Origin of the sequence: Paenibacillus sp. Soil724D2, assembly GCF_001427935.1 — a bacterium.
Taxonomy (GTDB): Bacteria; Bacillota; Bacilli; order Paenibacillales; family NBRC-103111; genus Paenibacillus_E.
The window spans coordinates 111,618-125,439 of sequence record NZ_LMRY01000011.1 but is presented as its reverse complement, the minus strand read 5'-3'; the positions used below and the strand labels follow the sequence as shown (position 1 = coordinate 125,439).

The 13,822-nt window shown below is 46.4% G+C and carries 13 protein-coding genes; 1 reads left to right on the top strand and 12 read right to left on the bottom strand.

Going from position 1 to position 13,822, the window contains the following annotated elements; translation table 11 throughout:
- Positions 1 to 149: 149 nt before the first annotated feature.
- On the bottom strand, positions 150 to 1,448 hold the full coding sequence (gene hemL / locus ASG85_RS13065; protein WP_060646447.1) for a glutamate-1-semialdehyde 2,1-aminomutase: 1,299 nt from the start codon (positions 1,446 to 1,448) through the stop codon (positions 150 to 152).
- Positions 1,449 to 1,518: 70 nt separating this feature from the next.
- Here hemL and ASG85_RS13060 point away from each other — a divergent pair, with 70 nt between their 5' ends.
- A complete protein-coding gene (locus ASG85_RS13060) occupies positions 1,519 to 2,178 on the top strand; it encodes a Crp/Fnr family transcriptional regulator (RefSeq protein ID WP_057306166.1) in 660 nt (219 codons plus the stop codon).
- Here the strand turns inward: ASG85_RS13060 and hemG are convergent.
- From hemG to speD, 11 genes are all read right to left on the bottom strand, one after another.
- A complete protein-coding gene (gene hemG, locus ASG85_RS13055) occupies positions 2,175 to 3,641 on the bottom strand; it encodes a protoporphyrinogen oxidase (protein WP_060646446.1) in 1,467 nt (488 codons plus the stop codon). The genes ASG85_RS13060 and hemG overlap by 4 nt on opposite strands.
- Complete coding sequence (hemH, locus tag ASG85_RS13050; RefSeq protein ID WP_057306168.1) at positions 3,638 to 4,585, bottom strand: ferrochelatase; 948 nt, start codon at positions 4,583 to 4,585, stop codon at positions 3,638 to 3,640. The genes hemG and hemH overlap by 4 nt, the downstream gene beginning before the upstream one ends.
- Position 4,586: 1 nt before the next feature.
- Positions 4,587 to 5,651 carry a uroporphyrinogen decarboxylase gene (gene hemE / locus ASG85_RS13045; RefSeq protein WP_057306169.1) on the bottom strand — a complete coding sequence of 355 codons (1,065 nt, stop codon included), beginning with the start codon at positions 5,649 to 5,651 and terminating at the stop codon, positions 4,587 to 4,589.
- 235 nt (positions 5,652 to 5,886) lie between these two features.
- On the bottom strand, positions 5,887 to 6,879 hold the full coding sequence (hemB, locus tag ASG85_RS13040; protein WP_057306170.1) for a porphobilinogen synthase: 993 nt from the start codon (positions 6,877 to 6,879) through the stop codon (positions 5,887 to 5,889).
- Positions 6,880 to 6,947: 68 nt separating this feature from the next.
- Positions 6,948 to 8,480 (bottom strand): uroporphyrinogen-III C-methyltransferase, encoded by a 1,533-nt coding sequence (gene cobA, locus ASG85_RS13035; protein ID WP_057306171.1) that lies wholly within the window; start codon positions 8,478 to 8,480, stop codon positions 6,948 to 6,950.
- 5 nt (positions 8,481 to 8,485) lie between these two features.
- Positions 8,486 to 9,433 carry a hydroxymethylbilane synthase gene (gene hemC, locus ASG85_RS13030; protein WP_057306172.1) on the bottom strand — a complete coding sequence of 316 codons (948 nt, stop codon included), beginning with the start codon at positions 9,431 to 9,433 and terminating at the stop codon, positions 8,486 to 8,488.
- Between the two features lie 80 nt (positions 9,434 to 9,513).
- On the bottom strand, positions 9,514 to 10,185 hold the full coding sequence (locus tag ASG85_RS13025; protein ID WP_060646445.1) for a bifunctional precorrin-2 dehydrogenase/sirohydrochlorin ferrochelatase: 672 nt from the start codon (positions 10,183 to 10,185) through the stop codon (positions 9,514 to 9,516).
- A 5-nt stretch (positions 10,186 to 10,190) separates the two neighbouring features.
- Positions 10,191 to 11,021, bottom strand: a complete 831-nt coding sequence (locus tag ASG85_RS13020) for an inner membrane protein YpjD (protein WP_057306174.1) — start codon at positions 11,019 to 11,021, stop codon at positions 10,191 to 10,193.
- 33 nt (positions 11,022 to 11,054) lie between these two features.
- Complete coding sequence (gene hemA, locus ASG85_RS13015; RefSeq protein ID WP_060646444.1) at positions 11,055 to 12,458, bottom strand: glutamyl-tRNA reductase; 1,404 nt, start codon at positions 12,456 to 12,458, stop codon at positions 11,055 to 11,057.
- Positions 12,459 to 12,716: 258 nt separating this feature from the next.
- Positions 12,717 to 13,253, bottom strand: a complete 537-nt coding sequence (locus ASG85_RS13010; RefSeq protein ID WP_063860275.1) for a hypothetical protein — start codon at positions 13,251 to 13,253, stop codon at positions 12,717 to 12,719.
- Positions 13,254 to 13,379: 126 nt separating this feature from the next.
- Complete coding sequence (speD, locus tag ASG85_RS13005) at positions 13,380 to 13,787, bottom strand: adenosylmethionine decarboxylase (protein ID WP_057306176.1); 408 nt, start codon at positions 13,785 to 13,787, stop codon at positions 13,380 to 13,382.
- Positions 13,788 to 13,822: the final 35 nt, after the last annotated feature.

Sequence of the window (13,822 nt, the reverse complement as noted above, 5' to 3'; positions counted from 1 at the left end):
GATTTCGCCATACGCAAGCATCCTAGCTACAAGGGTGGCTTGGTCCCTCCCGTGGTTGGACTTGCACCAACTAGATAATGCGTGCCTCTGGGCACGCTAAACAGCAAAAGACCTGGCCGCATTGGCCAGGTCTTTGTATGTTCACAGATTTATAATTGCTTCAACGCTTCACGATGAGCATCGATTGTAGCAGCAATATCTTCATCGGAATGAACCATAGATACAAACATCCCTTCGAATTGCGAAGGTGCAACCGAAACCCCCAAATCGAGCATGTGGCCGAAATAAGCATTAAACTTAGCTAGATCAGACGTTTTGGCTGAATCGTAATTCGTGACAGCCTGCTCGGTGAAGAATGGACATATCATGGATCCTACTCGGTTAATTGTGCTTGCAACACCAAGTTCAGCAGCATTCCTAGCGAATCCAGCTTCCAGCATCGCAGACTTGCGTTCCAGTTCCTCATAGGCATTGGGCTCACCCAATAAGGATAACGTTGCGAAGCCTGCAGCCATCGCTAGTGGATTGCCGGATAAGGTTCCCGCCTGATAAATTGGACCTGCAGGAGCAATCTGCTCCATGATGTCCAGTCGGCCTCCATAAGCGCCAACAGGGAGTCCTCCGCCAATGACCTTACCTAGACATGTTAAATCAGGTGTAACGCCGTACAAGCCCTGAGCGCAGTGTTTATGCACGCGAAAGCCTGTCATCACTTCATCGAAGATTAGCAGGGAGCCATATTGCTGAGTAATGGATCGTAATCCTTGTAAAAACCCTTCAGCTGGAGGCACTACTCCCATATTCCCAGCAATCGGCTCAACGATGATAGCAGCGATTTCTTCCCCAAACCTTTCAAAAACTAATTTAACGGATGCTAAATCATTGTAAGGCACGGTGAGCGTATTCGAAGCCACGCTATTCGGGACCCCTGGACTGTCTGGAAGGCCAAGTGTGGCTACACCGGAGCCAGCTTTGATCAGCAATGCATCTGCGTGACCATGATAGCTTCCTTCGAATTTCATAATTTTGTCGCGCTTCGTAAACCCGCGTGCTAACCGTAGGGCGCTCATCGTCGCTTCTGTCCCTGAATTCACCATGCGAACCATATCAATGGACGGCACGCGTTCAATAACCAACTTCGCCATTTCCGTTTCTAGAAGCGTCGGAGCACCGAAGCTCGTCCCTTTTTCGGCAGTACTTTTAATGGCTTCCAGCACGACTGGGTGAGCATGTCCTACAATTAACGGTCCCCAAGATCCTACATAATCGATAAAGGTATTGCCGTCAATATCCGTTACGCGAGAACCTGAGCCCTTCTCCATGAACAAAGGTGTTAAACCAACCGACTTGAAGGCGCGAACAGGACTGTTTACTCCACCAGGAATGATCTTCTTAGCTTCTTGAAAGGCAGCCGAAGAGCGCGTGTCGATTCTACTCGAATTTTCCATAATTTCATACCCCCAGTAATCTATCTATGATAAAATGAGTTGACTTACTACATATAAAGGCGGTACCCATATGATCGATACCATCAAAAAAGTACCTTTATTCTCCCAATTGAATGAAGAACAATTCAACACTCTAGCTCAAATTTGTACAAGACGTTCCTTTAAAAGGAGTACCGTCTTATTCTCCGAAAAAGAGGTCGGCTCCGTCTTTTATATGGTCCTCAGTGGCTCTGTCAAAATTTTCACAACAAGCAGCTCCGGTGAGGAAAAAATATTGTCCATCTGCAAATCAGGCGAAAGCTTTGGTGAACTTTCACTGATTGATGGCAAGCCGCGCTCTGCTTCGGCCCAAACTTTGGAGGACAGTGTGCTGCTCACATTGACAGGACAAAGTTTCCTCGGTCTGCTACGCACTCATTTTGACATTACCCTCGGCATTATGCAAGAGCTTAGTAGTCGACTACGCGATACGAATCAACAAGTGTTCGACTTGACCTTCTTAGACGCGAGAACGCGTGTCATCAAAAGCTTGATCAAAATGGCCAATAAGCATGGGTTGCGTAACGGAACGACAATTACGATTAAACTCGTGCTTAACTTTGACGAAATATCTCAACTAGCCGGCGTACAAAAAGTGACGCTCATGCAAGTGATTCGTGATCTTGAAGAAAAGCAAATCTTGACCATTTCATCATCAGATTTCAAATTAGATCTGGCCAAGCTTCGTTAAATCGAACTGGCTGTTTCTACGGCTTCCTGAGACTGGTTTTGGATCAGATCCGCAAGCTGCCACGCTGCCTCTTTACCTTGCCTTATACAGTCAGGGAGGCCCACTCCATGGAACCCCGCACCCACGATGAGGACTTGAGGCATAGCTGCAGCAAGCTCTTCACGGAACTGTGCAATCTGCTCCAGATGACCCACCGGATATTGCGGCATAGAATGCATGAGGCGAGTTACATCCGTAAAGAGCGGTTCCGCCTTTAGTCCTAATAATTCCCGAAGATCATGACGAGCTTTGCTAACAAGTTGTTCATCCGACCACTCCGGCCACTCTTGCTCACCTGCACGACCGATATAACAACGCAGAAGCACCTTCCCGTCTGGGGCTGTATGCAGCCATTTAGCAGATGTTAAGGTACACGCAGTTATCGTCCTGCCTTCGGTTTTCGGTACCAGAAAACCCGAGGCGTCCAGTTCAAATGGGATGTCTTTGCGATCGAAAGCCATAATAACATTCGCCACGGAAATGTAGTCAATTTTCTTAAGCTGATTTGCTGCTGGAAAATCGGCTAACACCTGCGCTGCCTGATAAGTAGGCGCAGTTAGGATAACGCCATCTACCATTTCACTATGCCCATCCTCAAAGATAACCTCGGCTTGCTGCTGCCCCATTTTACGAACGGATACAACCCCAACGCCATTTCGTAGATCCACAGTCTTCAAGGCGTCTTCTAAGCCCGAAACCAACGTCTGCAGCCCCTTCTTGAACGTCACGAAAACCGAATTACGAACAGCAGAAGGTAAGTGAGCACTCTCTTCACTTACGTTTTTGCGGCTGGCCATCATCCCTAGAATTAAACTTCGATGCTTCTGCTCCATCGCTCGAAACTGCGGGAACGTTGCTTTCAAACTAAGCTTAAACGTATCACCTGCATAAATCCCCGCTAGAAGCGGTTCCACGATACGCTGGAGCACTTCTTTCCCTAAACGGCGCTCCAGAAAATGCCCAAGAGATTCATCTGTCGATACATCTCGCTTAGGTAGAATCAAATCCAATGCGGCTCGCATTTTACCTAATGGGGAAATGAGGCCCGTCTTCATGAACGGTGTCATTTGCGTTGGTATGCCTAGCACTAAGCCAGGCGGCATGCGGTGCAGCTTGCCTTGACGTACAATATAGGTCTTTTTCGCCCCGGGGTTGGTACCCGTAAGCTCATGTTCAAGCCCGAGATCATAAGCCAGATCAATAATAGGGCGCTTCCGTGCAAGGAAGGAATCCGGACCTTTTTCAATAACGAAACCCTCTCGCTCTATGGTATGAATTTTCCCGCCAAATGTCGGGGATTTCTCCACCACAGAAATACGAAAAGGGGCTCCCGCAGACTCCAACCTTTTCTTTAAGTAAAAAGCTGCGCTAAGCCCCGTAATCCCCCCGCCAACAATCATGTAGTGAGGAATCCTAGTACTCATGATAGACGGGTGACCTCTTTCCATTTGTTATAGACAACATCACTCAATGTTTCCAAGTACAGAGGGTCTGTATTTAGCGATTCTGTTCGTTCCAAATGCAGTCCAAGTTCCTTGGCCAGGGCCTGTGCTTCGATATCGATATCGTAGAGAACCTCCAGATGATCCGAAACAAAGCCAATCGGACATAGGAGAACACTCTTGACGCTTTCTTCTTGATTGATTTTACGTAAAACATCCAAGATATCCGGACCAAGCCACGGCATCGCCGTTTGGCCTGCGCTTTGCCAACCAAACTGCCAATTCGTCAGCCCCACACGTTCAGCAATGACTTTGGAAGTGGCAAGCAACTGATCTGGATATGGATCTTTCATTTCAAGGATTTTCTCAGGCAAGCTGTGCGCAGTAAAGATAACACGCACATCATTTCGATCACTACCTGTGAATTTCTCCAAAGCTTTGTCAACACGTGCACTAAGGGCATCCACCAATTTAGGATGAAGATGGTAATCAAGAACGAAATCAATCTTCAGACCAAGCGCCTCTGCCTTATCTTTCGCTCTTTTGACATAGCCGCCAACGCTCATCGTGGAGTAGTGAGGGGCTAGAACGACTCCCACAGCCTCCGTAATACCATCCTTAACCATTTGCTCCACACCGTCTTCTACGTAAGGCTGAGCATGCTTCAGACCCTGATAACAGACGAATTCAAGGTTTGGATGTTCTTGACGAAGTGTATCTTCCAAGCCTTTAACCTGCTTGTTCGTATTTTCACGCAGCGGGAAGAACCCTCCTACAATTGCCTCATAACGAGCCGTTAATTCATGCAGCTGCTCAGGCGTTGGAGGATGCCCACGTCTAATATGTGTGTAATAAGCTTCAACTTGATCCAAACTTTCCGGAGTACCATAAGACATGACTAAAACACCAATACGCTGACTTGCCATGCTAAACACCACTCTTTTCTGCTTGCTGCGTTAATACGGAATGTGAGTAAGTATGAATGAATGTAGTCAAATCCTTTAGCTTCTCAAGCGATGCTTCCGGGAATAAACCATGGCCAAGGTTAAAGATATAACCTGGTTGCTGGATGCCTTCATCAATAATTGCTTTCGCCTGCTGCTCAATAACGCTCATCGGAGCTGTTAAAATATAGGGATCCAAGTTTCCTTGCACGGCGAAGCGTTCGCCAACTCTCCCGCGGCCTACAGAAATTGGAATCCGCCAATCTAGACCAATGACATCCGCTTGGATATCTTTGAGATAAGGAAGTAACTCCCCTGAACTCACGCCTGGGAAATAAATCTTTGGCTCCTTCAAGTCCGCAAGTTCTTTGAAAATTCTCATCATTGTAGGCAGTACATACATTTGAAAATCTGCAGGAGAAAGCGCGCCAACCCAGCTATCAAATACTTGAACAGCTTTGGCACCCGCTGCGATATGCGCTCGTAAGTAGGTAATGACCATATCGCCAAGCTTCTCCATTAAAGCAAACCAAACGGTTGGTTCGGAGTACATTAGCTGCTTCGTACGAATATAGCTTTTGGATGGCCTACCTTCAATCAAATAGCTCGCAATCGTAAATGGCGCACCCGCAAATGAGATGAGGGGAACCTCAAGCTCCTTGTCTAAGATACGGATCGTTTGAATAATATGCGATAAATCTTTTTCCACATCGATAGGACGCAGGCGCTCAACATCTTGCGCTGTCCGAACGGGGGTATGAATCACAGGACCGACATCTTTGACAATATCAAAATCAACCCCAAGAGAAGCAACGGGATTCATAATGTCCGAATATAAAATGGCCGCATCAACACCCAACTTTTTAATGGGCATCATCGTAACTTCCGCAGCTAGCTCTGGTTGCTGACAAATTTCGAGCAGTGAGTACTTTTCTTTGATTTTGCGATAATCCGGATCGTAACGTCCAGCTTGGCGCATATACCAAACGGGCAGTGTATCCACCTGTTCTTTTCGGCATGCTTTAATAAAATTATCGTTATAGGTCATGAGGCACCTTCCATATATAGGGATCTTCGGCCCTAAGCCAAAGTCTCTCCGATTAGTTTCCATCTATTCTCATTCATTATGCCCTAATTATACCCTTGTCACAACTGAAGTAAGCTTAGGTTTTGCGACAAAAGTATGACAAAAGAACCATCCGCACTAAGACTACATGCTGATCGTTTCCAGCGGAAACTGCTCGCCTTTGCATCTTAGGTGAATGGCTCTTATTGGAAATTAGCTATTTTTTCAAATATCTAGCAATATCTTTGGCAAAATAAGTCAAGATGATATCAGCACCGGCACGTTTGAAGCTTGTCATTGTTTCCATGACGATGGCCTCTTCATTCACCCAGCCCTGCAAGGCTGCAGCCTTAATCATCGAATACTCCGCACTCACATTATAGGCGACTACTGGCAAATCGAAGTTATCCTTCAGCATCCGAATGATGTCCATATAAGCAAGAGCTGGTTTCACCATGAGGAAATCAGCACCCTCTGCAACGTCACTTTCCGCTTCACGCAAAGCTTCGCGCCCGTTCGCTGGATCCATTTGATACGTCTTACGGTCACCGAATTGCGGTGTTGAATCTACTGCATCCCGGAATGGACCGTAGTAAGCCGATGCATATTTTACGGAATATGCCATAATCGGTGTATTCTCGTAGCCTGCTTCATCTAATCCTGAACGAATCGCATATACGTAGCCGTCCATCATATTGGAAGGAGCAATAATGTCAGCACCCGCTTTGGCTTGCGAGACAGCCGTACGAACCAACAGCTCCAAGGAAGCATCATTTGCCACATCCGCCTGTCCTGTCACCGGATGATGATGAATAACACCACAGTGGCCTGTATCCGTAAACTGACATAAACACGTATCGGCGATAATGAGCAAATTCGGGTTCAATTCTTTAATTAAACGAGTCGCTTGCTGCACAATGCCATCATCCATAAAAGCGGATGTTCCTTGTGCATCTTTATGATCCGGAACACCAAACAAAAGTATAGCTTGAATGCCGAGCTCTGTAATTTCTTCGATTTCTTCTTGCACTCTGTCTAAAGAAAAATGATAAACACCTGGCATAGAAGCAATTTCTGACTTGATGTTCGTACCATGTGTAACAAAAATCGGTTGAACAACATCGTGAACAGTCACTTGATTTTCACGTACCAGATTACGAATAGCTGCATTGCCGCGTAAGCGGCGATTACGAACGATAGGGAAACTCATGAAGAATTCCGCCTCCTTATTGGTGATCAGATGCAGCTCCTTAAGAAGCTGCATCTGAGACATTTTTATTATTTATGTTGAGTAATACTTTGTACCAATGAAGCAACTGTAGCCTCTTCCGCCATATAAGTAACCGGCAGTCCACATTGACTTGCGGTCTCTGCGGTTTTCGGTCCAATACAGGCAATTTCAACCCCTTGCAGCAAGGATAGCGGTTCTTCCACACCCAGCTGGCGCAAGGCTTCAAGTAAATTTGTAACCGTAGATGAGCTTGTAAAAGTTATGATATGAATGCTTTGATTTTGCAGAAGATGAATGATTTCATCCCCATCGTCTGTTGTGAGTACATTTTCGTAGACATCAACTTCAGTTACTTCAAGACCGAGTTCTTTGAGTTTAGCAGGCAAATAATCACGTGCCAGATCAGCTGTAGGTAACAGAACCTTCTGACCGGCTTTCAAATCTGCTTGAATGGCTTCCAGGATACCCTCGCCTTGATATTTGGCTGGGAGTACATCCGCAATGATGCCACGCTCAGCTAGCGCTTCGGCGGTCTTCGGGCCTACGGCTGCAATGCGAGCTTTCCCCATTTTGCGAACATCAATCCCTTTTTCACGTAGCCTGCGGAAAAAATACTCCACACCGTTTACGCTTGTCAGTAACACCCAGTCAAATTCATCAAGCTTGTCTAGCGCCAGATCCAATGCTTGAATGGCCTCAGGGCGACTTGGCGGTTGTAATCGAATAACAGGGAATTCGACCGCTTCTCCACCCATGTCATCGATTAAATCCACGAGCTCACTTGCTTGACTTCTAGCTCTTGTGACCAGTACTCGACGCCCAAAGAGCGGCTTCTTCTCAATCCAAGCCAGCTTCTCTCGCAGCTTAACAACTTCGCCAACAATAATAACGGCTGGGGATTTGAAATTAGCTTCTCTTACCTTCTCCGTAATATCAGCCAAAGTTCCCGTAATCGTTTGTTGATCCGCCCATGTTCCCCATCTGACGAGCGCAACAGGCATTTCCGGCGGTTTGCCGCAGCGAATCAATTCGCGGCAAATTTGTTCAAGATTTGCTACACCCATTAAGAAAACCATGGTGCCAATCGCCTTGGCCAGATGCTCCCAGTCCAAACTGGAATAGGTCTTATTCGGATATTCATGACCGGTAATAATCGCAAAAGACGAAGTGAAGTCGCGATGGGTGACTGGAATACCCGCATAGGCAGGAACCGCAATTGAGGATGTGATACCCGGTATAATATCGAAGATCACATCGTTATCTGCGAGCAGCTCTGCTTCCTCGCCTACTCGACCGAAGACGCTGGGATCGCCGCCTTTGAGACGAGTCACCACTTTCCCCTGTAGGGCCAGGTCTACGAGCAATTGATTAATTTCTTCTTGCTTTAGTATATGTTTGTCCGGAAGCTTGCCGACAAAGATCAGTTCAGCTTCCGGTCTACGATGCTTAAGTAGACGAGGGTTGGCCAGCCGGTCATAAACGATGACATCGGCTTTCTGAATGGCTTCCATACCGCGTACCGAGATGAGTTTAGGATCTCCGGGACCCGCACCTACGAGATAGACTCTTCCTTTGTTCACGGTGCTCACTTCCTTACCTCAGCCAGGATACGTTCTGCGCCTTGCGCGATAAGCTTATCAGCAACAAGCAAACCTAGCGCTTCCGGATCGCTCCCGGAAGCCGTTTCCTTGAGCATGGTGACGCCGTCCGGCGTACCAACCATGCCCGTTAAAGTGAGCAGCGGCACTTCTGATCCGCTGTTGTCTTCGCTTATGCTCGCGTAAGCGCCGAGCGGCACTTGGCAGCCTCCATTGAGTCTGCCGAGGAAAGCCCGCTCCGCTCGCACCGCGAGCGCGGTTGGCTCATGCTGGAACCTGCTCAGCAGGTCCAGCATGAAGGCGTCGCCGCCCCGGCACTCGATGCACAGCGCCCCCTGCCCTACGGCAGGGAGGCAGATCTCGGGCGGCAAGTACGCGCTAATGCGATCCTGCCAGCCGATCCGGTGCAAACCGGCCGCGGCAAGTAGAATCGCATCGAAGTTCTCATCATCGAGCTTGCGCAGCCTCGAATCAATATTCCCGCGGACCGACTCGATGCGGAGGTCCGGGCGGAGGTGCTGCAGCTGGCTGGCGCGCCGCAGCGAGCTGGTACCGACGAGCGCGCCTTGCGGCAGCTCGTCCAGGGAGCGGTGCCCGCGTGTGATCAGCGCATCGCGCGGATCCTCACGCTTCGGCACCGCTCCGACGACTAGCCCTTCGGGTAGCTCGAAGGGCATATCTTTCATGCTGTGGACGGCCATGTCGATGTCGCCGTCCACGAGTGCCTGTTCGATTTCCTTGACGAACAGACCCTTACCGCCTACCTTGGACAAGGTGACATCCAAGATGCGGTCGCCCTTCGTGACAATTTTCTTTATTTCAAATTGACAAGCGATCCCATGTTCAGCTGCAAGCTGTTTTAAGAGTTCCACAACTTGCCCTGTCTGCGTTAGTGCCAAAGCGCTTTGCCTAGTTCCTACGATGATTGTTCTCATCTCTACCCGCCTCTCTGTACTTGCTGCCCGATATCCTTGATAGCTGAACAAGCAGATAGATCCTTACCTCTATCTCCAACTTACTCCTGCATCCAAGGTTCTTTCTCTAAGGTTATGTAGAGCTTCTCTTTCCAACTTTCAAACGTGCCGTCCCTTATTTTGGCAAGCACGTCCCATTCAAGCATCTCTTTAAACACACGTTGTCTGGCTTGTTTATCAGCCACCCTGCTCTGAATCAATAACCGTAAATCGCTTAGGAAATCGAGGTAGGTTTCATACTCCTCACCATAAGCGTTGTCTAATTCTTGAGCGAATTTACGAGCAGCCGAAGGGCTTGCTCCACCTGTTGAAACCGCAATAACTAACTTCCCTCTTCGAACAACAGAAGGGACGATGAAGGAGCTCAATTGAGGTTGATCAACAACGTTTACTAGCTGCCCATTACGTGATGCTATCTCATGCACATGAGCATTTACTTTCGCATCATTCGTTGCAGCTACAACCAAGATGTAGGCCGTAAAATCCGAGCTTTTGTCGATCATGATCAATGGATCAAACGTTTGCCTATATAGAACCACGTCAGCATGGTTCTCCATCTCCATAAGCCCCTCAGTAAATTCTGTGCTTACGATCGTTACATGGGCACCTGCTTGCAGCAGTGATTTCACCTTTCGTTCAGCCACAGCCCCGCCGCCAACTACTAAACATCGGCGTCCAGACAGATTCATCATAATTGGATAGGGATGATTCATCGTCGTTAGCTCCATATCCAGCCGTGAAAACCTGAAACCAGATTAGAAACCACAAAATTGAGAACAACAATCAGGAATGCCGCGAGGTTCCAAGCTGCGAGCTTATTGCCCGAAATACGCATAGAATGCTGCTGAAATAAATAGAAAGCGTACGCTGCCAATACAAAGAATGAATTAATCACCTTAGGATCATAAAGTAAATTACGATCTCCCTCCAGTACAACCCAAACCACTCCCAGGCTTAAAGCCATAAGCAGCAACGGTGCACCAATAATAACGGAGAGATAGGTGTAATGTTCAATTTTCTCAAGTGAAGGTAATCTCATAACCGTTTGAGAGAATTTCTTCGCTTTCAACATTTTGTGTAAGAACACATACATGCCTGAGAAAATAGCTGCAATCGAGAATGCCACATAGCTGCCAATCGCTAAGGTAATATGAATAAATAATAGCTCATCGTTGATGTCCCAATCAGGCTTAATTGGCGTTACATTCGGATTACCGAAAACATTCAAAGCCAAAATGGCAAAACTGAGCACATTCACAAAAAATACAAACAATTCAATGCGGAAAAATCGGTTAATCAACAGTGAAATCGTGACAATCAACCACGAAAACATAAATAGTACGTCCGACCGAGCAAATGCCCATTCCGTCAAATGACCATACAAGTTAATGCCTAAGTAAGCGGTTTGTAGAACCCATACAAACAAAAGCAGCCCCGTCCCCATCCGTTTCGCGCTTCGGTTCGCATTCGCGAAATCCGAAAAGTAAAACAATAGGCTCAGGGCATACATATAAATCATCGCATCAAACAACCAGCTACGTGTAACCATGGCACCTCTCCTAGGCGATTAGCGCCCTTTTCTTCAAGATTGGGCTAGAACATCAGCGTTCTGTAAACTAAGCACGGACAACTTATCATCCAGCATCTGCTTAGCTTCAACTGCTTTATGCCCGGCTTCTAGTTCTTGTGCTAACTGATTGGCTTGCTCTTGTTGTTCAAGGGTCTCTTCCAGGGCAAACAGTTTCGTGAATAGCTCAAGCGCTTCATCACCATGACGCTCTCCAGCCATTTCCTTAATACGAAGGATTGGGTCGCGCAGCACTTGATTCACAATGCTTTTCGTCAATTTACGGATAACTTTAATTTCACGTTCATCAAGGTCAGGCAGCTTCTTTAACATGTTATCCATCGTCTCTTCGTGAATCTGGCTTGCTTTTGTTTGAAGAGCACTAATGACTGGACTTACACCTAGCGTCTTCGTCCATTGTTCGAAAACACCTATTTCAGACTCGATCATCGTTTCAATCTTTGCTGCTTCTTTCTTTCTCTCTTGCAAATGTTTATCTACGATATTCTCCAAATCATCGATATCATAAAGAAAAACATTTGGTAAGCCGCTAATTTGTGGATCTAGATCACGAGGGACCGCGATGTCCATCATGAAAAGCGGACGTGATTTTCTCTTTTGAACATAGGACTGAATGTCATTCTTCGTAAGAACATATCCTGGGGCGCCTGTTGAGCTTATAATAATATCCACTTCCGCTAAATGCTCCAGCATGTTACCGATGGTACATGGAATGCCGTTAAATTTCTCAGCCAATTCAACTGCACGTTCAAACGTGCGGTTAACCACGATAACTTTGTTAGCGCCATTCGCGTAAAGGTGCTTCACCGTGAGTTCGCTCATCTTACCTGCACCAATAATCATAACAGTCTTGTTCATGTAGGTACCGAATATTCGTTTACCAAGTTCCACCGCGGCGTAGCTGACGGAAACTGGATTATTGCTAATGCCTGTTTCGGAGTGTGCTTTTTTGGCAAGTGTCACGGATTGCTTAAACAACGTATTGAAATAAGCCCCGGTTGCTTTCATATTTTGAGATGATAAAAAAGCATCCCGCACTTGTCCTAGAATTTGGGTTTCCCCAATGACCATAGAATCTAATCCGCTTGTTACGCGAAATAAATGTTCAATCGCTTTTTCATTTTCATACATATATAAATGCTTTTGGAATTGATCCTTACTGACTTGGAACCAACGTTCAATGAAGTGAGTCAAGTAATGGCTGCACATCTGCGGTCGATCCACAACAGCGTAGATTTCCGTGCGATTGCAGGTGGCGACGATTACACACTCCAATATGCTTTTCGTGTCTTTCAATTCTGCCAACGCCTTAGGCAAATCCTGATCGGAAAAAGCGAACTTCTCCCGAATTTCTACCGGGGCCGTACGATAATTCAAGCCAAGTGCGATAATATGCAAAGGTACCACCTGCCTTTCCGTCTATTTCTATGAACCATTATAGCACAGCAAAACAAGCAATCCGACAAATTTTTTGTAGAATTTATGAATGCTTCATACTGCTCGTTAGTTTTAACAGCATTTCGTTTCTATATACCTAATATAGGGATCTTTGAGTGTAGCTCAAAGTCTCTCCGCTTTGGGATCTTTGAGTGTAGCTCAAAGTCTCTCCGCTTTGGGATCTTTGAGCTCTATTCAAAAAAGATCCTTATATATCCTTTATTGAAGTGCTTTTTTTCGTATAAAAGAGGTTAAATTTCGATCCAGCTCAGTCAGCTTCGTATTTTGGGACGAAACAATATCGCCATTCGAAGCCATGAGTTTCTCATACAGATCGTACAGACTCTTGTACTGAACCCAAACTTCCTTCAAAGTCTGGATCTCATCTGGCTTTAACATTCGCTCTCCCCCCACCTGCAGACGCTTCAAGTACTGCGTTAACTGGGTCATACTGTCCAGTGAAGTCAGATATTCGCTTCCTCCAACAGCAAGCACCATGCGTTCATGCGTATAACTTGCCGAGTAAAGGGCTTGCCCCACAGCGTCCAATCCTGCGGTATCTTTGCTTTGAGCAGCTTCCTCCAGGTAGCTCTTCAGAAGTTCCATCTGAAACAGAGCTACTTGATACAGTAGATGGGTAGCATCATGCTCCTCTTTATGAGGACCAAGTATTTGAACGAGCTGATAAATAGGCCAGATGATGAGAAAGAGTACAATACTGTAAATTACTGCTTTTCTTACTATTTTCTTTTTCAAATCCGTTCCCCCAGTTCATGTTTGCTTCATGTTCGGACATGTGTCGCAATAACATTGTATGGGTATCTGGACAAACAAATAACCACGGATTTCTCCGTGGTTATCGTTATTGTTATGCGCAGATTCTTATTTAACAAGCTCTGCTTGCTTCATTTCAGGAGTTTCTACTTGCAGTTCACCCATTCCGCGAACTAATTTCTTCGCATAGAATGTTTCTGGTTTCAATACGGATACCATAAAGTCAATTGCTAATTGAGGGTCCACTGTCTCACCGCAAGTATAACAATCAAGCGCGGCAAAACCTCTCTCAGGATAAGTATGAATGGAGAGATGACTCTCGGACAACATAACAAGTACAGTTGCTCCTTGTGGTTCAAATTGCTTGGATTGTACAGATAGTACGGTTGCTCCGCATACCTCGGCAGCTTCTACCATCTGAGCCTGCAGCCAATCTGCATTGTTCAGAAGTTCGAAATCTACCCCCCAAGTATCTACAGCAACGTGTCTTCCGAAAGTTGAGTATTCTGTTTCCATCTTTCGGTTCCCCCTTCCTAGGAATAAAATGTCTG

Excerpts from the sequence above, each read along its gene's own strand:
- hemL (WP_060646447.1), bottom strand. The coding sequence starts at position 1,448 with ATGGAAAATTCGAGTAGAATCGACACGCGCTCTTCGGCTGCCTTTCAA.
- ASG85_RS13060 (WP_057306166.1), top strand. The coding sequence starts at position 1,519 with ATGATCGATACCATCAAAAAAGTACCTTTATTCTCCCAATTGAATGAA.
- hemG (WP_060646446.1), bottom strand. The coding sequence starts at position 3,641 with ATGAGTACTAGGATTCCTCACTACATGATTGTTGGCGGGGGGATTACG.
- hemH (WP_057306168.1), bottom strand. The coding sequence starts at position 4,585 with ATGGCAAGTCAGCGTATTGGTGTTTTAGTCATGTCTTATGGTACTCCG.
- hemE (WP_057306169.1), bottom strand. The coding sequence starts at position 5,651 with ATGACCTATAACGATAATTTTATTAAAGCATGCCGAAAAGAACAGGTG.
- hemB (WP_057306170.1), bottom strand. The coding sequence starts at position 6,879 with ATGAGTTTCCCTATCGTTCGTAATCGCCGCTTACGCGGCAATGCAGCT.
- hemC (WP_057306172.1), bottom strand. The coding sequence starts at position 9,433 with ATGAGAACAATCATCGTAGGAACTAGGCAAAGCGCTTTGGCACTAACG.
- ASG85_RS13025 (WP_060646445.1), bottom strand. The coding sequence starts at position 10,185 with ATGAATCATCCCTATCCAATTATGATGAATCTGTCTGGACGCCGATGT.
- ASG85_RS13020 (WP_057306174.1), bottom strand. The coding sequence starts at position 11,021 with ATGGTTACACGTAGCTGGTTGTTTGATGCGATGATTTATATGTATGCC.
- speD (WP_057306176.1), bottom strand. The coding sequence starts at position 13,787 with ATGGAAACAGAATACTCAACTTTCGGAAGACACGTTGCTGTAGATACT.